The 18,849-nt window shown below is 64.1% G+C and carries 16 protein-coding genes and 1 tRNA gene; 6 read left to right on the top strand and 11 right to left on the bottom strand.

The features are described from left to right. The first annotated feature begins 78 nt into the window (after positions 1-78). From DZK26_RS13495 to DZK26_RS13485, 3 genes are read left to right on the top strand one after another with little or no spacing between them, the layout of a single operon-like run. A complete protein-coding gene (locus tag DZK26_RS13495) occupies positions 79-1,227 on the top strand; it encodes a multicopper oxidase domain-containing protein (RefSeq protein ID WP_116899174.1) in 1,149 nt (382 codons plus the stop codon). Between the two features lie 37 nt (positions 1,228-1,264). Continuing rightward, complete coding sequence (locus DZK26_RS13490) at positions 1,265-2,029, top strand: formylglycine-generating enzyme family protein (protein WP_181918493.1); 765 nt, start codon at positions 1,265-1,267, stop codon at positions 2,027-2,029. 4 nt (positions 2,030-2,033) lie between these two features. After that, entirely contained in the window at positions 2,034-2,681 is a 648-nt protein-coding gene (locus DZK26_RS13485) for an SCO family protein (RefSeq protein WP_116899176.1), read from the top strand. Here the strand turns inward: DZK26_RS13485 and DZK26_RS13480 are convergent. The 7 genes from DZK26_RS13480 to recA all read right to left on the bottom strand — a co-directional run bounded on the left by DZK26_RS13480 (position 2,678) and on the right by recA (position 10,253). After that, the gene (locus DZK26_RS13480; RefSeq protein ID WP_116899177.1) at positions 2,678-3,307 is read right to left on the bottom strand and encodes a bifunctional 4-hydroxy-2-oxoglutarate aldolase/2-dehydro-3-deoxy-phosphogluconate aldolase; all 630 of its coding nucleotides are present in this window, start codon (positions 3,305-3,307) and stop codon (positions 2,678-2,680) included. The two genes, DZK26_RS13485 and DZK26_RS13480, sit on opposite strands and share 4 nt — an antisense overlap. A gap of 94 nt (positions 3,308-3,401) precedes the next feature. Continuing rightward, positions 3,402-4,508 carry a DegT/DnrJ/EryC1/StrS aminotransferase family protein gene (locus DZK26_RS13475; RefSeq protein WP_116899178.1) on the bottom strand — a complete coding sequence of 369 codons (1,107 nt, stop codon included), beginning with the start codon at positions 4,506-4,508 and terminating at the stop codon, positions 3,402-3,404. Continuing rightward, on the bottom strand, positions 4,505-5,470 hold the full coding sequence (locus tag DZK26_RS13470; protein WP_116899179.1) for a Gfo/Idh/MocA family protein: 966 nt from the start codon (positions 5,468-5,470) through the stop codon (positions 4,505-4,507). Before DZK26_RS13470 ends, DZK26_RS13475 begins: the two co-directional genes overlap by 4 nt. 269 nt (positions 5,471-5,739) lie before the next feature. Further along, positions 5,740-5,830, bottom strand: a tRNA-Ser gene (locus DZK26_RS13465). A gap of 181 nt (positions 5,831-6,011) precedes the next feature. Beyond that, positions 6,012-8,624, bottom strand: a complete 2,613-nt coding sequence (gene alaS / locus DZK26_RS13460) for an alanine--tRNA ligase (RefSeq protein WP_116899180.1) — start codon at positions 8,622-8,624, stop codon at positions 6,012-6,014. A gap of 94 nt (positions 8,625-8,718) precedes the next feature. After that, positions 8,719-9,171, bottom strand: a complete 453-nt coding sequence (locus DZK26_RS13455) for a regulatory protein RecX (RefSeq protein ID WP_116899181.1) — start codon at positions 9,169-9,171, stop codon at positions 8,719-8,721. A 20-nt stretch (positions 9,172-9,191) separates the two neighbouring features. Continuing rightward, positions 9,192-10,253 (bottom strand): recombinase RecA, encoded by a 1,062-nt coding sequence (gene recA, locus DZK26_RS13450; RefSeq protein ID WP_116899182.1) that lies wholly within the window; start codon positions 10,251-10,253, stop codon positions 9,192-9,194. Between the two features lie 298 nt (positions 10,254-10,551). Between recA and DZK26_RS13445 the strand changes: the two genes are divergently transcribed. Further along, on the top strand, positions 10,552-11,142 hold the full coding sequence (locus DZK26_RS13445) for a hypothetical protein (RefSeq protein WP_116899183.1): 591 nt from the start codon (positions 10,552-10,554) through the stop codon (positions 11,140-11,142). Between the two features lie 14 nt (positions 11,143-11,156). Here DZK26_RS13445 and thpR read toward each other — a convergent pair whose 3' ends face one another. Beyond that, the gene (gene thpR, locus DZK26_RS13440; protein ID WP_116899184.1) at positions 11,157-11,672 is read right to left on the bottom strand and encodes an RNA 2',3'-cyclic phosphodiesterase; all 516 of its coding nucleotides are present in this window, start codon (positions 11,670-11,672) and stop codon (positions 11,157-11,159) included. After that, complete coding sequence (locus DZK26_RS13435; RefSeq protein ID WP_147306717.1) at positions 11,669-13,465, bottom strand: winged helix-turn-helix domain-containing protein; 1,797 nt, start codon at positions 13,463-13,465, stop codon at positions 11,669-11,671. Before DZK26_RS13435 ends, thpR begins: the two co-directional genes overlap by 4 nt. A 158-nt stretch (positions 13,466-13,623) precedes the next feature. Between DZK26_RS13435 and DZK26_RS13430 the strand changes: the two genes are divergently transcribed. Continuing rightward, positions 13,624-14,616: an SMP-30/gluconolactonase/LRE family protein gene (locus DZK26_RS13430; protein WP_116899186.1), complete on the top strand. Its 993-nt coding sequence runs from the start codon at positions 13,624-13,626 to the stop codon at positions 14,614-14,616. A 128-nt stretch (positions 14,617-14,744) separates the two neighbouring features. On the opposite strand, the gene DZK26_RS13425 is transcribed toward DZK26_RS13430, so the two are convergent. Next, on the bottom strand, positions 14,745-15,242 hold the full coding sequence (locus DZK26_RS13425; protein ID WP_116899359.1) for a CinA family protein: 498 nt from the start codon (positions 15,240-15,242) through the stop codon (positions 14,745-14,747). A 183-nt stretch (positions 15,243-15,425) separates the two neighbouring features. Here DZK26_RS13425 and mutS point away from each other — a divergent pair, with 183 nt between their 5' ends. Further along, a complete protein-coding gene (gene mutS / locus DZK26_RS13420) occupies positions 15,426-17,993 on the top strand; it encodes a DNA mismatch repair protein MutS (protein WP_116899187.1) in 2,568 nt (855 codons plus the stop codon). Positions 17,994-18,006: 13 nt separating this feature from the next. Here mutS and DZK26_RS13415 read toward each other — a convergent pair whose 3' ends face one another. Then, positions 18,007-18,807 carry an undecaprenyl-diphosphate phosphatase gene (locus tag DZK26_RS13415; protein ID WP_116899188.1) on the bottom strand — a complete coding sequence of 267 codons (801 nt, stop codon included), beginning with the start codon at positions 18,805-18,807 and terminating at the stop codon, positions 18,007-18,009. Positions 18,808-18,849 lie beyond the last annotated feature (42 nt).

Raw genomic sequence — 18,849 nt, 5'->3', positions numbered from 1 at the left:
TGCAGGCTTTAAGATGCACGCGAAATACATATTTGGTATTTCCAAGACTGCCAATTGCTCGCAAAGGAGCTGTAAAAAATGAAACTGTTCAAGTCCCCGACCATCGCCACCGCCCTCGCCTTCGGACTGATTTCCGGCGGCCTGAGCGCCGACGACCGCCTCGTCCACGACGGGGAATTCATGGTCGACGGCAAGATCTTCGGCCTGCCCGAAGCTCGCGTCTACACCGAAGACTACAGCGGCCCGCCCGTCGTGGGCGACTACCTCACGGCCGTACCCCACCTGGCCGAACTCGATTATGAGGGCAACCGCACCCACGACGTCCGCATGGATGTGATCTCCCAGCAGATCGAGGTCGCGCCGGGCAAGTCCTACAATGCCTGGACCTTCGGCGGCAGCGTGCCCGGACCGACCCTGCACGTGCGCGAAGGCGACCGGGTCGTGTTCACCATGAAGAACCGCTCCGACGAGCCGGTGGTCATCACCGAGCCGGTCAACGGCGGAAGCCCCTTCTTCGGCCAGGTGCAAGCCAACCCGATCCAGAAGAACCAGCCGGCGGTCAGCCCCATGCCGCACTCGATGGACTTCCACAGCGGTACCGTGGCGGCCAACGACAAGTGGCAGACAATTCCCCCCGGCGCGACCATCGAGTTCGAGTGGGTCGCCAACTACCCCGGCGTGTACATGTACCACTGCGGCACCCCCAGCGTGCTGATGCACACCGCCCAGGGCCAGTACGGGGCCGTCGTGGTCTCGCCGAAAGAAGGCTTCCCGACCGACGACCAGGTCGACCATGAATACGTGCTCGTGCAGTCGGAGTTCTACCTGACCGAGGACGAATACACCGAGGGCTATCGCTACGACCACGAAGCCGCGATGGCGCGCGATCCCAGCCAGGTGACCTTCAACGGCCATGTCAACGCCCTGCACGACGCGCCGCTGCGCGCCAATGCCGGCGAACGGGTTCGTCTGTATGTGCTCAACGCCGGGCCGAGTGGAACATCCAGCTTCCACGTCATCGGTGCCATCTTCGACCGCGTCTGGTACGAGGGCAACGTCGAGAACGAATGGCACGGTATGCAGACTGTCCTGCTCGGCGCCAGCAACGGCGCGGTCATGGACTTCATCGTGCCCGAGGAAGGCAGCTACAAGCTGGTCGACCATGAGTTCGCCGATGCCGAACGCGGCGCCGCCGGCACCCTGGTCGCCGGACCGCGCAAGCAGTAGTCCAAACGCGTACCCAAAGTACCGAGGAGCCGCCGTCATGCGCACACTGCTGATCACACTGATGCTGAGCCTGCCCATTGCAGTCTTCGCCGAAGAGGCCGGCATGGTGTACATCGACGGCGGCGACTGGGAACTGCCCATCGTCCGCGAGGACACCGGTCAATCCGGACGGGTCGAGGATTTCCTGCTCGATGTCCACCAGGTTACCAACGCGGCGTTTCTCGACTTCGTGCGGGCCAACCCCGAGTGGCGTCGGGACCAGGCGCCCGGTATCTTCCGCGACGCCGGCTACCTGTCGCACTGGCCCTCGGCCGAGGGCCTGGGTGAAGGCAACGCCGCCCCGGACCGGCCCGTCACCCGGGTGTCCTGGTACGCCGCGCGGGCCTACTGTCGCGAAATCGGCGGCCGCCTGCCATCGATGACCGAGTGGGAATACGCTTCCGAACGTCAGCGCCAGGCCCTGGAGATCGCCCCGCAAGATTATGCAAGCCAACTGTTCAGCTGGTATGCCAATCCCGGTGCCGGCGACCTGCGGCCCGTCGCATCCGGCCCGGCCGACGGGCTGGGCATCCACGACCTACATGGACTGGTGCTCGAATGGGTTGAGGACTTCCAGCTGATTCTGGGACGCGGCGATGACATCGACCTGCTGACCGGCTCATGCGGGGATACCGCCCGCTTCCTGCCGGAATTCGACGAAGCCCACTACGCCACTTTCCTGCGATTCCAGTCGCGCAGCAACTACCAGCCCGTCACCACGACCAGCACACTGGGATTCCGGTGTGCCTACGATCCGGAGTAACACCATGAAAACCGCATTCATCGCCCTGGCCACGGGCGCTCTCCTGGCCGTTTCGGCCTTCGCGGAAAACCCGCATGCCGGCCACGACGCCCATGCCAACCACACGCCGATGACCGCCGAAGCGATCACGCACGAGCACTCCCTCTTTCACCTGGATGCCGACTGGCAGACACAGGACGGTCGCTCAATCCGGCTGGATCAGCTGGCCGGCAAACCGACGCTCATCACCATGATCTACGGATCCTGCACCACCGCCTGCCCGGTTCTGGTCAACGATGCACGCCGGATCGACCGGGCCTTGCCCGATGCCATCCGGAAAAACCTGCAGGTGGTCGTCGTCAGCTTCGACCCGGCCCGCGACACCCCCGAACGCATGGCCGACTATGGCGCCGACTACGATGTCGATGCCGAGCGCTGGCACTTCCTGCACGGTGCACCGGCCGACATCCGTACCCTGGCCGCCATGCTGGGCGTTCGCTATCGCGACAACGGCGACGGTACTTTCGACCACAGTAACTTGCTCACCCTGCTCGACCCGGAAGGCCGGGTCGCCGAACGCAGCGAGGGCCTGGCGCGGCCGGTCGATCCCATCGTTAAAGCCCTCGAGCGCCTGCACGAAACGCCGCGGGCGGAAGCGGTCGCTTCGGACTAGCCAAGGGCCGCGAGCAGACGCCTGGCCCGGGCTTCGATACCGTCGAAATCACCCGCGGCCACGAGCTGCGGGTCGAACAGCGGCGCCACGAATCCGATCGCGTGGCCCCCGGCCGCCAGCCAGTCGGCCGCATTGGCCTCGGTCACGCCGTGGGTGGGCACGATGTTGAGAAACGGCATCGGACCCAGGCAGGCCTTGACGAATTCCGGGCCGATTCCCGGTGCGGGAAACAGTTTTTGGAGCCCGGCGCCCGCCCGATGCGCGCGCAGCATCTCGGTGGGTGTGTGCGTGCCCGGCATCGCGGCCACGCCCAGGCGCGAGGCAGCCTCGATCACCACCTCGTCGGTCACCGGCGAGACCAGGAACTTCGCCCCGGCGTCCACCGCCTTTTCCGCTTCCTCGATCGTTAGCACGGTGCCTGCCCCGAACACCACGTCGGGATGGCGCTTCGAGAAATCGGCGATCAGCTCGTAGACGTCGGGAATCGTGAGCGTGAACTCACAGATCGTGAAGCCGCCGCGAATGGCTGCTTCCATCGCCTGAACGGCGGCTTCGGCATCGTCGGTGCGGAGGATGGCGGAGGCGCGGGTCTTGCCGAGTTGCTGGACGAAATCGTTGGGGGTCATAGCGGCATCGAGTGTGAAGTGTTCAGTGTGAAGTGTAAAGAAAATCGCAACCCTTCACTTCACACTTCACACTTCACACTTCACACTTCACACTTCACACTTCACACTTCACACTTTCCGCCACCCGCTCGATCTGGGCTTCGGTCATTTCCGGGAAGATCGGCAATGACAGGCAGCGTTCGGCCACCGCTTCGCTGTTGGCCAGGGATCCTCCCCGGGTGTAGCGAGAAAATGCCGGCTGACGGTGTAACGGTGTCGGATAATAGACGGCACTGGCGATGCCGGCCTGCTTGAGTGCCGCCTGAATTGCCTCACGCCGGCCTTCCGGCACCAGCGTCGTGAACTGGTGATAGACGTGTCGGCCGCGATCATTCTCCAAGGGCAGCGTCAGCACCGTCTCGGACAGACACTCACGGTAACTTTTCGCCACACGCCTTCTTTGCCGATTGAATTCATCGACAAGGGGGAGCTTGACGCGCAGGATGGCGGCCTGGATTTCGTCCAGGCGGCTGTTGTAACCGACCACCTTGTGCTCATAGCCGTCCACCCGGCGCCCGTGATTGCGCAGCATGCGCAGCTCTTCGGCCAGTGCATCGTCGCTGGTGGCGACCAGACCCGCGTCGCCGCAGGCACCGAGATTCTTGCTGGGAAAAAAGCTGAAGGCCCCGGCCAACCCGAATGCCCCCGTCTGCCGACCGTCGATCGTCGCTCCGAAGCTCTGGGCACAGTCTTCGATGATCGCCAGGTCGTGCTCGTCGGCAATCGACTGCAGGGCAGGCATGTCCGCGGGCTGGCCGAATAGATGAACGGGCAGGATCGCCTTCGTATGCTCGGTGACGGCAGCGGCGACACCCGCGGGATCGATATTGAAGGTCCGCGAATCGATGTCGACGAAAACCGGGTCGGCGCCGCAGTAGCAGATCGCCTCGGCCGTGGCGATAAAGGTGAATGGCGACGTGATGACCTCGTCGCCAGGACCGATGCCGGCGGCGCGGAGCGCCAGATGCAGCGCGTCAGTGCCGGAGGCGCAGCTCAAGGCGTGGCGCACGCCCAGGTATTCGCCCAGTTCCTCCTCCAGGGCCTGAACGTTGGGACCCAGAATATAGCGGGTGCCGGCCATGACCTCGGCAATCGCGGCCTCCAGTTGCGGCTTAAGGCGCTCGTGCTGGGCGCCGAGATCCACCATGGGAATCGGCTTCATGCCGAACGCACTGCCCCGGTTTTCGGCCGCGAATCCACCATGGCGGAGATATGCATGGCCGTCTCCAGGGCGCGCAGACCGTCCTCGCCGGTCACGACGACCGGCGTGCCATCGCGAACCGCCGAAACGAACGACTCGATTTCCCGCCTGAGCGCGTCGTTCTCCTCGAACGACGATTCCTCGCGCAGGATCTCCGGCACGCCGGGGAACATCTCGCGGTCGCCGATGCGATGCACGGCCAGGCCGCAACTCTGGAAGTCGATGGAAATATAGGCCTCGGGCTGGAAAATGCGCATGCGCCGCTCGGATTTCACGCTCACTCGGCTGGAAGTGACATTGGCCACGCAGCCGTTCTCGAATTCCAGCCGGGCATTGACGATATCCAGTTCGTCGGAAAGCACCGGCGTGCCGTTGGCCGCCAGCGACCGAACCGGACTCTTGACCATGCCCAGGATCAGATCGATATCGTGGATCATCAAATCGAGCACGACGTTGACGTCCGTGCCGCGCGGCTTGAAGGGGGCGACGCGGTGCGACTCGATGAATAGCGGGTTGAGCTCGAAGCCGCCCAGGTCGAGGAAGGCGGCATTGAAACGCTCCAGATGACCGATCTGGAAAATCACGCCACGTTCGCGGGCCAGGCGCGTCAGCGCCTTCGCCTCGTCGAGCGTACTCGCAATGGGCTTTTCCAGCAGCACATGCACGCCGGCTTCCAGGAAATCACGGGCGATGTCATAGTGACGCACCGTGGGCACCGCAATGGAAACGGCATCCACCTCACCGATAACTTCTCGGTAATCGGTCAGCGCCCGACAACCGCAATCCCGTGCGGAGCGCTGTGCCGCCTGATCGTCGATATCGACCACGGCGACCAGTTCGGCATTGTCCAGCGCGGCGTATTTCTGGGCGTGGAACCGGCCCAGGTAACCCACGCCGATGACGGCACATTTGATCCGATTCATGGTGACTGGTCCGGCATGTCATCGAGGCCTGATCGGCCCGCCTCCCTGTGATTCGGACCCGATAGCGGCATCTTGCGGGTGTCGTTCGCTGCTGTCAAAGACTGGCGGAGAGGGAGGGATTGCTGCGCCCGCTTCCGCGGGCTTGCCCTTCGGGCTGACGCTTCGCGTCAGCGAGCTCGCCTTCGGCTCGGTTCGACCCCTCTGATCGGGTTCGAATCCCGAAGTGCCATTAGCTCCTTCTCACTCGCCACTACGCTGTACTGTCAATCTGGCGGAGAGGGAGGGATTCGAACCCTCGAACGGGGAAAACCCGTTACCGGTTTTCGAGACCGGCGCATTCAACCACTCTGCCACCTCTCCTTTGTAGCGGGCGAATTATACATGACGGGCCCCGATATCGCAGGGGCTACATCAGGCGCACTGGGAAAAATTCGAAACCCGAAGCACCAAATCCGAAACAGGGCCCATCACCCCCGTTTCGTGCTTCGAATTTCGTGCTTGTTTCGGATTTTAGATTTCGAATTTCGGATTTCAGGCCGGATTAGAGCCTGTCACGCAACCAGTCGGCAACGGACTCGAGCGCGGACGGTAGCGCGGACACATCACTCCCCCCGGCCTGTGCAAAGTCGGGGCGTCCGCCACCCTTGCCGCCGACCTGGCCGGCGACGTGATTGACCAGTTCGCCGGCCTTGATGCGGTCGGTCAGGTCCTTGGTCACGCCGGCGACCAGGCGCACACCATTACCGGCGGGGGTCCCCAGCACGATCACGCCCGAGCCGATCTTGTTCTTGAGCTGGTCGACCGTGTCGCGCAGGCTGTTGGGGTCGGCGCCTTCCAGTTTGGTTGCGATGAGTTGTACGCCGTCGATTTCGACGGCCTGCGAAGCCAGGTCGGAGCCGACCGCCGAAGCCAGCTTGCCCTTGAGGCGCTCGAGCTCCTTCTCCAGTTCGCGCGAGCGACCCAGCAACTGCCCCACGCGCTCGGAAAGCTGTTCCGGGCTGGTCTTGAGCTGACCGGACGCCTCGCGCACCGAATGATCCAGTTTCTGAAGCCAGTCCACCGCCACGCGTCCGGCCACCGCCTCGATGCGGCGGACACCGGCCGAGATACCGGTCTCGGAAATGATCTTGAACAGGCCGATATCGCCCATGCGGTCGACGTGTGTACCGCCGCACAGCTCCATCGAAAAATCGCCGAAACGCAACACGCGCACCTCATCGCCGTATTTTTCGTCGAAGAAGGCCAGCGCGCCGGCCTCGATTGCCTCGTCGAATGGCATGTGCCGGGTTTCGGCCTTGGCATTGGCCTGGACCTGCTCATTGACCAGGCGCTCGATCTCGGCCAGTTCTTCCTCGGTCACCGGCGCATGGTGCGAGAAGTCGAAACGCAAGCGATCGGGCGCGACCAGCGAACCCTTCTGCTGGACGTGTTCACCAAGCACCGTACGCAGCGCCGAGTGCAGCAGGTGCGTGGCCGAGTGGTGGCGCACGATATCGGCACGGCGCTGCGAATCGATCTGTCCGGATAACCGCTGGCCGACCTTCAGCGAGCCCTCGGCCAGGCGGCCGACATGGCCATGGAAGGCACCGGCGAACTTGCGGGTATCGGTCACTTCGAAGTGAGCACCTTTGGCGTCGAGCCGACCCGTATCACCCACCTGGCCGCCGGACTCTGCGTAGAAAGGCGTGCGATCGAGCACCAGTACCGCCTCGTCACCCGAATCGATGGCGTCGACCGGTTTTCCGTCGACCAGGATAGCCAGCACTTCGGCGTCGTCCACCGAATGCTGTTCATGGCCGAGAAAGCGGGTTGCCGGCAGCTCGGCAATCAGTTCTGTCGGCATTCCGTCACCGCCGGCAAACTTGCCGGCCGCGCGGGCGCGTTCGCGCTGCTGCTGCATGGCCTGCTCGAAGCCTTCCTCGTCGACGGTCAGCTCGCGCTCGCGGGCGATGTCGCGGGTGAGATCGACGGGAAACCCGAAGGTGTCGTAGAGCTTGAAGGCCACCTCACCGGGAATCTCGCTGCCGTCGAGTTCGGCAATGGCGTCCTCGAGCAGCTTCATGCCCTGATCGAGCGTCTCACCGAAGCGCTTCTCTTCGCGCTCGAGCACCTCGGTGGCGAATTCCTGCTTGTCCACCAGCTCCGGATAGGCATCACCCATTACGTCGGACAGGGGTGCGACCATGCGGCTGAAGAACAGCTCCTCGCAGCCGAGCTTGTAGCCGTGACGGATGGCGCGGCGGATGATGCGGCGCAGCACGTAGCCGCGGCCCTCGTTGGAGGGCAGCACGCCGTCGACGATCAGGAAAGCGCAGGCACGGATATGATCGGCGATGACCTTCAGCGAGGCCGAGTCCCGGTCCCTGGCGCCGGTCAGCTCCGCCGCCGCGTCGATCAGGTGCCGGAACAGATCGATGTCGTAATTGGAATGCACGCCCTGCAGGATCGCGGCGAGACGCTCCAGGCCCATGCCAGTGTCCACCGAGGGCGCCGGCAGCGGGCTGAGCGTACCGTCCGAGGCGCGATCGTATTGCATGAATACGAGGTTCCAGACCTCGATGTAGCGGTCGCCGTCTTCCTCGGGTGTCCCCGGCGGGCCGCCCGGCACCTCGGGCCCGTGATCATAGAAGATCTCCGAGCACGGCCCACAGGGGCCCGTGTCGCCCATCGCCCAGAAATTGTCCTCGGCGCCGATGCGCGAGAATCGCTCGGGGTCGACGCCGATTTCCTTGAGCCAGATATCCGCCGCTTCGTCGTCTTCCTCGTAGACCGTCACCCACAGCTTCTCGGGCGGGAATCCGCAGGTGTTCGTCAGGAATTCCCACGCGAACTCGATCGCTTCGCGCTTGAAATAGTCGCCGAAGCTGAAATTGCCCAGCATCTCGAAAAAGGTGTGGTGCCGGGCGGTGTAGCCGACATTTTCCAGGTCGTTGTGCTTGCCGCCGGCACGCACGCAGCGCTGCGAGGTCGTCGCCCGCGAATACGAGCGCTTCTCCGAGCCGAGAAACACGTCCTTGAACTGCACCATGCCGGCATTGGTGAACAACAGGGTCGGATCATTGGCCGGCACCAGCGAACTGGAGGGCACGATACGGTGATCGCGCTCGGCAAAGAAGTCGAGAAAGGTCTGGCGGATTTCGGCGGTGGTTTTCATTGGTTCAAACAGTCCGGGAATCGGGCGTCCGTGAATTCAGACATATAGTTTAAGTCCCGTGTACGCAAGAGCGCACCGGTGGTTCCAGTCGCTTTCACTCGAATAGTTCGCGGATGTGCTCGTGGGCAAATCCGCGCCGCGCCAGCGCCTGCTGGCGGCGGGATTTTTCCTTGAGGTCCGCCGGCGGTTCCGGGCCGTAGCGTCGCTCATACCAGTTCGCGGCGATGGCGAACCAGTCGGGCGATTCGGCCTCAAGCGCCTGGGCGGCCTGGTGGCGATCGATACCACGCTCGGACAGCTCGGCCCGGATTCGAACCGGCCCGTAGGCCTTGGCGACACGCTGACGCACGTAGCTTTCGGCAAAACGCTCGTCCGACTGGAGATTCTCCCCGGCGAGCTCGTCGATGACTTCTTCGACGGCCGGCCCCGACCAGCCGCGCCGGATGAGCTTGCGGGCCAGCTCGAATCGCGAGTGCTCCCGACGCGCCAGCAGGCGAATCGCGGCCTCGCGGATCCCCGCCGGGTTGGCAGCGTCCTCTTCGGTCAAACCGTTGCCCGGGACCTGGATCAACCGGCTTGCGACTGGGCCTTGTCTTCGGCCTCGGCGGCTTCGGCATCCTCCGTCGCCTCACCGGTCGATTTGGGCAGCAACTTCTCGCGCACCCGGCGCTCGATATCGGCGGCCATGTCCGGGTTGTCCTTGAGGAACTGGCGGACATTGTCCTTTCCCTGGCCGATGCGGTCGTCGCCGTAGCTGTACCAGGCACCGGATTTCTTGACCAGGCCGTGCTCGACGCCGAGCTCGATCAGTTCGCCCTCGCGCGAGATGCCCTCGCCGTAGAGAATCTCGAAGACGGCCTGTCGGAACGGCGGCGCCATCTTGTTCTTGACCACTTTCACGCGGGTCTCGTTACCCACCGCCTCGTCGCCGCGCTTGATCGCGCCGATGCGACGGATATCCAGGCGCACCGAGGAGTAGAACTTGAGCGCGTTGCCACCGGTGGTCGTCTCCGGCGAGCCGAACATGACGCCGATCTTCATGCGGATCTGGTTGATGAAGATCACCAGGCAGTTGGTGCGCTTGATGTTGCCCGACAGCTTGCGCAGCGCCTGGCTCATCAGCCGCGCCTGCAACCCGACATGGGAGTCGCCCATCTCGCCCTCGATCTCGGCCTTGGGCGTGAGTGCGGCAACCGAGTCGACCACCACGATGTCCACCGCGCCGGAGCGCACCAGCATGTCGGTGATCTCCAGAGCCTGCTCGCCGGTATCGGGCTGCGAGACCAGCAGGTCGTCGACGTTGACGCCCAGCGCCTCGGCATAACTCGGATCCAGCGCGTGCTCGGCATCGACGAATGCAGCCATGCCGCCGGCCTTCTGCGCCTCGGCGACGGCGTGCAGGGTCAACGTCGTCTTGCCGGAGGATTCCGGCCCGTAAATCTCGATGACGCGACCGCGCGGAAGACCACCGACGCCCAGTGCAACGTCCAGCGCCAGCGACCCGGTCGAGACCACCGGAACATCCTTGCGCCCGGCGTCGTCGCCCATGCGCATGATCGCGCCCTTGCCGTACTGTTTTTCGATCTGGCCCAGTGCCGCGGCCAGTGCTCGCTTGCGATTGTCGTCCACGATATATGTCCTCTCTTCTCGATTCGTTCGATGGGTGCCGCGATCGGACCCGATTATCTCACAGCGCCGTCGCGATCCAAGGCGGATCGGCCGGCTCGCGGGCAATTCCTACAGGCCGTCACGGCAGCTTCCTACGTTTCATTCGTCCCCAGTATAGGAGGCGCTTTCTCAAAACCCGAGAATGGCGCCAATACCGGGCGGAAAACACCGAGAAACGGTTACTATTCGCTCTCCCGACCCGCCACGGAAGCTTTGAAGAATGTTCAGCCGCTGCAGATCCCTCGCGCCGAGGTCCGGCTTGGCCACGATCACACTCTCACTGTTGCTCACGGGGCTTCTCGTCGCCTGCGGCGACCGCTCCCCGGACGCCGGCCTGATCCGGGCGCCCGAATTTTCCGACGATTCCGGACGACTGGCGCGACCCTGGCGCTTTGCCCACCACGCCACCACCGATTCATATCGCCTCGAGATTCGTGACGGTATCGCCACCATCGAGCGCACCGGCCCGGAACCGTGGTCGCAGTTAGTCCAACCCGTACCGCCGGAGCAGCTGGATTCACTCGCCGGCCGACGCCTGGCTTTCTCCATGGATATCCGCGCCCGGCTGGAGAACGAGACGTTCGGACCGCCCCTGGAGCCGACGGCGCTGACGGTCCGGATGTGGAACAAGCCAGCGGCCGCGAGTGCCGGCGCGCTGGGCGCCATGCTCGGATCTCGCCAGGCGGAAAGCGAACGCCTCGCTTTACCGCACGACGCGCAAATTTCCGACTGGCGGCGGGTCACGCTCGAGTTCACGGTGCCGGAGGATATCGCGCGCATGGAAGTCGCAGCGATCATGGCTTCCGGCGGACGTCTCGAGCTTCGGAATCCCGCGCTGCACCCTCTCTAGTGTACCCCGCCGCACTACTGCCCGATCGACCACCGACCGATCCGCCGATAGGGCTGGCCGGGTATCGACTCGACCAGCGCGAATTCCCGAACCGGCCAATGCAGCGGCGTCGGGGTGGGCAGATCCGGGCGGTGGGCGACCTTGCGAAACAGGGTCACGTGCGGCCGGAACGGGCGCCGATCCAGATCGATCCCGAGTTCACCGATACGGGCATACAAAGCTGCCTGAAGCGCTTGGAGCGCCTCGGGCGCCTCTCCGCCCAGCCAGAGCACCCCGGCGCGCGGAAACCAGCCGAAGCGATCCAGGCGCAACTCACACGGCTCGCCCCGGATTGCCCCCGCCGCCGCCTCGAATTCGCCTAGACGCTCCCCGGGCTGGTCGCCTAAGAACAGCAGGGTCAGGTGGAGGTTATGATCGGGTACCCGCTTGCCACGGATCTGCCCCAGTTGCTCGCGTCGCGCAAGAATGCCGCGACGCGTGTCGTCGTCGGGCCACAAGGCGAAGAAAAGACGGCGCGTGTAGGTACTCAATTCGAAAGACCTGCCTGTTCGAGCAAAGCATCAAAGCGAGCGTTACCGCTCAGTGGCTCGAACTGGCGGTACACCCCGATGTATACCGCCGAAGGCTTGCGTTGCTCGACCGCTTCAGCGATCAAGTCGAGGGCCGAATCGTGTCTACCGAGCAAAGCCAACAGCTTGGCGCGCAGCACCACGTCTGAATACCAGTCGGGACTGTCCAGCAGCCACCGCCAATAGCCGCGCTCGCCCTGCTCGGCGAGCGCGCGCCGATGGCCGTCGGCATCATATTCCCGATCCTGGATGGCCGCATATTTCTCCCGCGCCTCGATGGCCTTCTCGAACCGGCCCAGGGCTTCGAAAAAATTGGAACGCCGGTCGTGCAGTTCCTGATGGTGCGGCAACGCTTCCAGCGCCCGGTCAATCACTTCCAATCCCTCTCGGTACCGGCCTGCATGCGCATGGACGGCAGCCAGTTCGACGTTGACGAAAGGATTGACCGGATCGAGTTCGTAAGCAGTCTCCATATGAGCAATTGCTTCTTCGTGCCGTCCCAACGCGCTGAGTAGTTCGGCATAGCCGAAATGAATCCACCAGCTATTGGGGTCAACTTCGAGCGCCTCGCGAAACAGCCGCTCGGCCCGGGCAAACGCCCACTCCTGAGAAAATGCCAGCCAGCCACGTGCGAAATGGGCGATACCCAGTTCCGGGTCGAGTTCGAGGGCCCGGCGGGCTGACTGTAGCGCCCGCCTCGCATACGCCGTCCGCTCCTCGGCTGACGGCCTGGAAAATGCCAGGCCACTCAAGGCCGCCGCCTTCCAGCCATGCACGACGGCATAGTCCGACTGTCGTTCGAGTGCCGCCTCGAAACTCTCCAGAGCGGCTGCATATCCGGACCGGTGAAATTGGTAGGTCTGTGCCCGCCCGCGCAGAAAATCTCGATACGCTTCCGGGTCCACGCTGTGGCGCCGCGGTCGGACCTCTGGATCCAGAGGCACTCGCGCCTGTCGCGCAATCGACTGAGCAATCTCGTGCTGAAGTTCCAGTATGTTTTCCAGACGCCGATCGAAACTCTCCGCCCACAGATGCGTCTCGCCTTCGGTTTCGATCAACTGCGCCGTAATGCGGATGCGGTCGGCATCCCGGCGGACGCTGCCCTCGACCACATAATCGACTCCGAGCATCCCGGCAATCTCGGACAGGGGCCTTCGCTGCCCTTTGAAAGCCATTACGGATGTGCGCGCGATCACGTCGAGGCGGGCGGGGTTGATGCGATTGAGCTCGGTGATCAGTTCTTCGGTCAGTCCGTCGCTGAAATAGTCGAACGACGTGTCGGGGCCCATGGACTCGAACGGCAGCACGGCGAGCTTGCGTACCGGCATGTCTGCCGCACGATCCCCATCGACCAACCACCAGATTCCTGAACTGGCGAGGACGACCACCACCATGGCCGGAAGCAACCATCGCATCTTGCGCCGCCAGCCCGATTGCGGAAATTCCTCGACTGACGCGATCAGACGATAGCCACCGCGCGGAATGGTCTCGATTATCTCGGGATGACGCGGATCATCCTCAAAGGCCCCGCGCAGTTCATGAACGGCGTGATTGAGCACCTCTTCGCTGACTTCAACCCGCGCCCACACGCGATCCATGATGTCCTGGCGCGAACAGACTTCGCCGGCATGGCCGACGAGGTATTGCAGTACGGCCATCGAACGCGGCTTGACCTGGATCCAGCCATCGGGAGTCTCGATCCGGTTGGCCGCCACGTCCACCTGTCTGCCACCGATGCGTAAAGTTCTGGACAAGCCTGCCAAAACCCCTGAGTGGTGGGTGCCGAATCATTATAACGAGCCGCCAATGCCTCGCTCATGGAGCGTTCAGGATCCGCTCAGATGGCGTTCATGACAAACATCGCGAGCCAGGTCAATGATCGAGCCACCTGTTCAAACGAGAGGTACTTGCAATGAGATCATTGCTACTGAGCATCACAGCCATCTGCCTTTTGGCCACGATACCCGTCTCAAACGCGGGAGCGGAGATCATTCGTTCCTTCGATCCCTCGGCCGGCGAATTCCCCGAGGATGTCGCCCCGGACCGCTTCGGCAATCTCTACGTCAGCATCACCGGTGATCGCGGGGAGATCCGGCGACTGGATGGCCAGGGCGGTGCGAGCCCGTTCTTCGAGCTCGATCCGGCACCACTCGGTTCCTTCGGAATCCTGGGCCTGACGACCGATCACTACGGTCACGTGTATGCGGCTGTTGCCAGTTTCGATCCCGCCACTCACGGTGTCTGGCACATCGATTCCGATGGAGAGGGATTCCGCATCCCCGGCAGCGAGGAAATCCTGATGCCGAATGATCTCGATTTCGACCGCCGGGGCAATCTCTATGCCACCGACACCATCATGGGCGCAGTCTGGCGCATCGGACCGTCACGACCGAATGGCCGACCGGTCGAACTGTGGATCCACGATCCGATGCTCCAGGCCAGCGGAGCGCTCAATCCGGAGGTCAATCTGGGCGCCAACGGCATCGCGATCGATGACCGCGAGGTCTTTGTCGCGGTGACCGAAGGGGCAAGTGTCGTTCGCATCGAGATTCAGCCGGACGGGTCAGCCGGTGCACCGGAGATTTTCGCGCAACATCCGGACCTGTTCGCCGTGGACGGACTCGATATTGACCACCGCGGCCGGCTCTATGGGGCCATCGTCGGTCTGCGCGGCGAGGGTCTTGGCCGGATCATGCGTATCCAACCGGATGCGGCTCCCGAACCCGTTCTGGGCCCCGAAGACGGTCTGCAGTTCCCGACGAATCTCGCATTCGCCAAGCGGGCTGCGGGACGGCAACAGATCTACGTTGCCAACTGGGATGTCGTGGCCGCCAATCTCGGCGTTGAGCCCAAGCCCGCCGTTCACACATTCCACCTGGGACCGCCTCCGGAAAGCGCGGAGTGAGAAACACTCCTTCGCTGCTTCAGCGCTTACTCATCCAAGCAGTCCGGATGACACAACCAGGCTTCGGAAAGCACAAGGAAACGGGCGCCGAGAGCGCCCGTTTCCTTTTTTAGGCCCCACGCCAAGTCTCAGGAAGCGAGCCGCTCGAGCAACCCTTGAATGGCCACGCCCACGCTTGCACGGCGGACTTCCTCCCGGTCTCCGCCGAGACGATGCACCTCGGTCTCGACGATATCGTCCGGCAGCGCCCAGCCGAAACAGACCGTACCCACCGGCTTGTCGGGCGTGCCACCGTCCGGACCCGCGATTCCGGAAACCGAAACCGCCACGTCGGCGCGGCTGTTCTCGACCGCGCCGCGCGCCATGGCCGCCGCCACTTCCTCGCTCACGGCGCCGAAACGGTGGATATCGCCGGGCCTGACGCCCAGCAGCTCGGTCTTGGCCTCGTTGGAATAGGTCACCAGCCCGCGCTCGAACCATTCCGAACTGCCCGGCAGGTCAGTGCACACCTTGGCGATCCAGCCACCGGTGCAGGACTCGGCCGTGACCAGCCTGCGCCCCAGCATCTTCATCTCGGCCGCCAGGGCGGTGGCCAGCATCGAGAGCGCTTCATCGTCGTGTCGCATCGCCATGGCTCCTATAATGCCTCGTTCTGAAATTCTTTATGTCCACAGATAAACAGAGATATTAAAAAAGGATCCCCTCAGAACACTTTGTTGGGAAAAGACAGTCCGCTTCATCACCTTTGATGTTCTGTTTTTTCATCTGTGTTCATCTGTGGACGAATTTTTTCAAGAGCTTCCAAGCTAATGGCCGACACGAGCACCCAGCACACGCCCCTGATGCAGCAATACCTCCGGATCAAGGCGGATTATCCGGACATCCTGCTGTTCTTCCGCATGGGCGACTTCTACGAACTGTTCTACGACGACGCCAGGCGCGCCGCCGGGCTGCTCGATATCACGCTAACCCACCGCGGCAAATCCGCGGGGGAACCGATTCCGATGGCCGGCGTGCCCTATCACAGCGTCGACGGCTATCTTGCGCGCCTGCTCAAGAAGGGCGAATCGGTGGCCATCTGCGAACAGATCGGCGACCCCGATACCGCCAAGGGGCCGGTCGAGCGCAAGGTCGTCAGGATCGTCACGCCGGGCACGGTCACCGAGGAATCCCTGCTGGAGGAGCGCGCCGAGCGCCTGCTGGCGGCGATCCTGCCAGCAAAGGACGGCTTCGGCCTGGCCTGGCTGGACCTGGCCGGCGGCCGGCTGCGCTGCTGCGCGCTGGCCTCGGCGGCCGAATTGACCGCAGAACTGGAACGCCTGCGCCCGGCCGAAGTGCTGCTGCCGGAAGACGCCGCCGTGCCCTTCAACCGCGAAGGCGCGGCCGTGCGTGAACATCCACCCTGGGCCTTCGACACCGAATCCGCCGAGCGCGAACTGTGCCGGCAGTTCCGCGTGCAGGACCTCTCCGGTTTCGGCATCGAGGGCCGCGGCCCGCACGTTGGCGCCGCCGGGGCCCTGCTCGGCTACGCGCGCGACATGCTCTCCGGCGACCTGCCGCACCTGTCTGGCATGCGCGCCGTGCGCCCGGCCGAGCACCTGGTACTCGACGCGGCCACGCGCCGCCACCTGGAAATCGACGTCCATCCCGACGGCCGCAGCGAGCACACCCTGGTCGGCCTGATGGACACCGCCGGCACGCCCATGGGCAGCCGTAAGCTCAAACGCTGGCTGACCCATCCGCTGCGCGACCGCGCCGCCCTCGGGGCGCGCCACGAGGCCGTGGCCGCCCTGCTCGAGACCCATGCACACCCCGGCCTCAATGAGCAGCTTTCCGGCCTGGGCGATATCGAGCGCGTCTTGACCCGCATTGCGCTGAAAACCGCCCGGCCGCGCGACCTGGCGACCCTGCGCGAGGGCCTGGGCCGCTTGCCGGCGCTGGGCGATGCCCTGGAGCAGGTTTCGGTACCGCTGCTCGACGAGCTGCGCGACGACCTCGCGCCCTGCCCCGACCTGTTCGAGCTGCTCGAGACCGCTATCGTCGAACAGCCGCCGATGGTCATCCGCGACGGCGGCGTGATCGCCGAAGGCTTTGATGCCGAACTCGATGAACTGCGCAGCTTAAGCCAGAACGCCGGCGACTTCCTGGTCCGCTACGAAGAACAGGAACGCGAGCGCACGGGCATCCAGACGCTCAAGGTCGGCTACAACCGCGTGCACGGCTACTACATCGAGATCGGCAAGACCCACATGGAAAAGGTGCCGACCGAGTACAGCCGCCGCCAGACGCTCAAGAACGCCGAACGCTACATCACCGAGGAACTGAAAGCCTTCGAGGACAAGGTGCTGTCGGCGCGCGAGCGGGCGCTGACTCGCGAAAAGGCGCTTTACGAGGAACTGATCGAGCGCCTCAGCAACGAACACGGGCGACTGGCGATCATCGCCGCCGGGCTGGCCGCGCTGGACGTGCTCGTGACCTTCGCAGAACGCGCCGAGACCCTGCGCCTGAATGCCCCCGTGCTCGACGAAACCCCGGGCCTGGAAATCACCGAGGGTCGCCACCCCGTGGTCGAGCGCGTCCAGGACGAGGCCTTCGTGCCCAATGACTGCCGCCTCGATCCCGACCGACGCATGCTGGTGATCACCGGCCCCAACATGGGCGGCAAGTCCACCTACATGCGCCAGGCCGCGCTGATCACCATCCTGGCCCACGCCGGTTCTTTCGTGCCGGCGAAATCGGCGCGTATCGGCCCGATCGATCGCATCTTCTCGCGCATCGGCGCCGGCGACGACCTCACCCGCGGCCGCTCCACCTTCATGGTCGAGATGGTCGAAACCGCCAATATCCTGCACAACGCCACCGAGCACTCGCTGGTGCTGATGGACGAGATCGGCCGCGGCACCTCGACCTTCGACGGCCTCGCCCTCGCCTGGGCGGTGGCGACCGAACTGGCACTGAACCTGCGCGCGCTGACCCTGTTCGCCACCCACTACTTCGAGCTCACCCGCCTGGCCGAGGACCACGAGGGCATCGCCAACGTCCACCTCGACGCCCGCGAGCACGGCGACGAGATCGTCTTTCTGCATTCAGTCAGGGAAGGCCCGGCCAGCCAGAGCTACGGCATCCAGGTCGCGCGCCTTGCCGGCGTACCCAAACCCGTCATTGCCCAGGCCCGAAAACACCTCGACCGCCTGGAAAACGAGGCCGTCACAGCCAGCACACCCCAGCTCGGCCTGTTCGGTCAGTCCAGGGCTGAGGAGAAATCCACTTCCGAGCCCGATCCGCTGCGTGACATGCTCGAGGACGTCGACCCCGACGACCTAAGCCCACGCGAGGCTCTGGACTGGCTCTACAGGCTCAAGAAGATAGACGGCTGAGGCAGAGGCTCTCTTACAAAAGAACGTAGCCCAGAAGAAGACCGCCCAGCACGATCCGGTAGATCACGAACGGCTGCATGCCGATGCGCTTGATGAAGGCCAGGAAGTAGTGGATGCAGGCGTAGGTGCTGATCGCCGAGACCACGAAACCCAGCAGCAACAGCCCCCACGGCGTGGTCAGTTCGGCCGTTGAAAGATCGTGCAGACCCAGCACCGTGGCGCCCGCGATGACCGGGATCGACAGCAGGAAGGAAAACCGCGAGGCGGCCTCGCGGGTCAGGCCCATGAACAGCGCGGCCGTGATGGTGATGCCCGAACGTGAGGTGCCGGGAATCAGCGCCAATACCTGGGCGAAACCGATCACCAGTACGGCCCGGAGCCCTAGCTGATACTCGTCGCGATCGCACCGCCCGCGCCAGTCGGCCCAGCCCAGTAGCAGGCCGAAGACAATCAGCGCGGCGGCCATGACACCCACACCGCGAAGCTCTTCGGCGGCCAGGTCCTTGAGCAGGAAGCCGAAAACGACCACCGGCAGTGTGCCGATAATCAGCCACCAGGCCAGTCGCGAGTCGGCATCGGCCCGTCCACCTGCGAGCGAGCCCAACCAGGAACGCGCCATCGATTGCAGTTCGGTGCGGAAATACCACACCACGGCGAACAACGAGCCCGCGTGCAGGATGATGTCGAAATCCAGGCCCTGGTAGACGCCGCCGGTCACCCAGGAATACAGCACCAGGTGGGCCTGGCTGGAGACGGGCAGGAATTCGGTCAGGCCCTGGATCAGGGCGATCAGCAGGGTCTGCAGCCAGTCCACGCTTGTTCCTCGGTCGGGTTGTTTCGCCGCGCTGCGGGCATG

This window comes from Wenzhouxiangella sp. 15190 (assembly GCF_003417465.1).
Classification (GTDB): Bacteria; Pseudomonadota; Gammaproteobacteria; order Xanthomonadales; family Wenzhouxiangellaceae; genus Wenzhouxiangella.
Note: the sequence above shows the minus strand (reverse complement) of the source record. Positions and strands in the feature narration are given on the sequence as shown.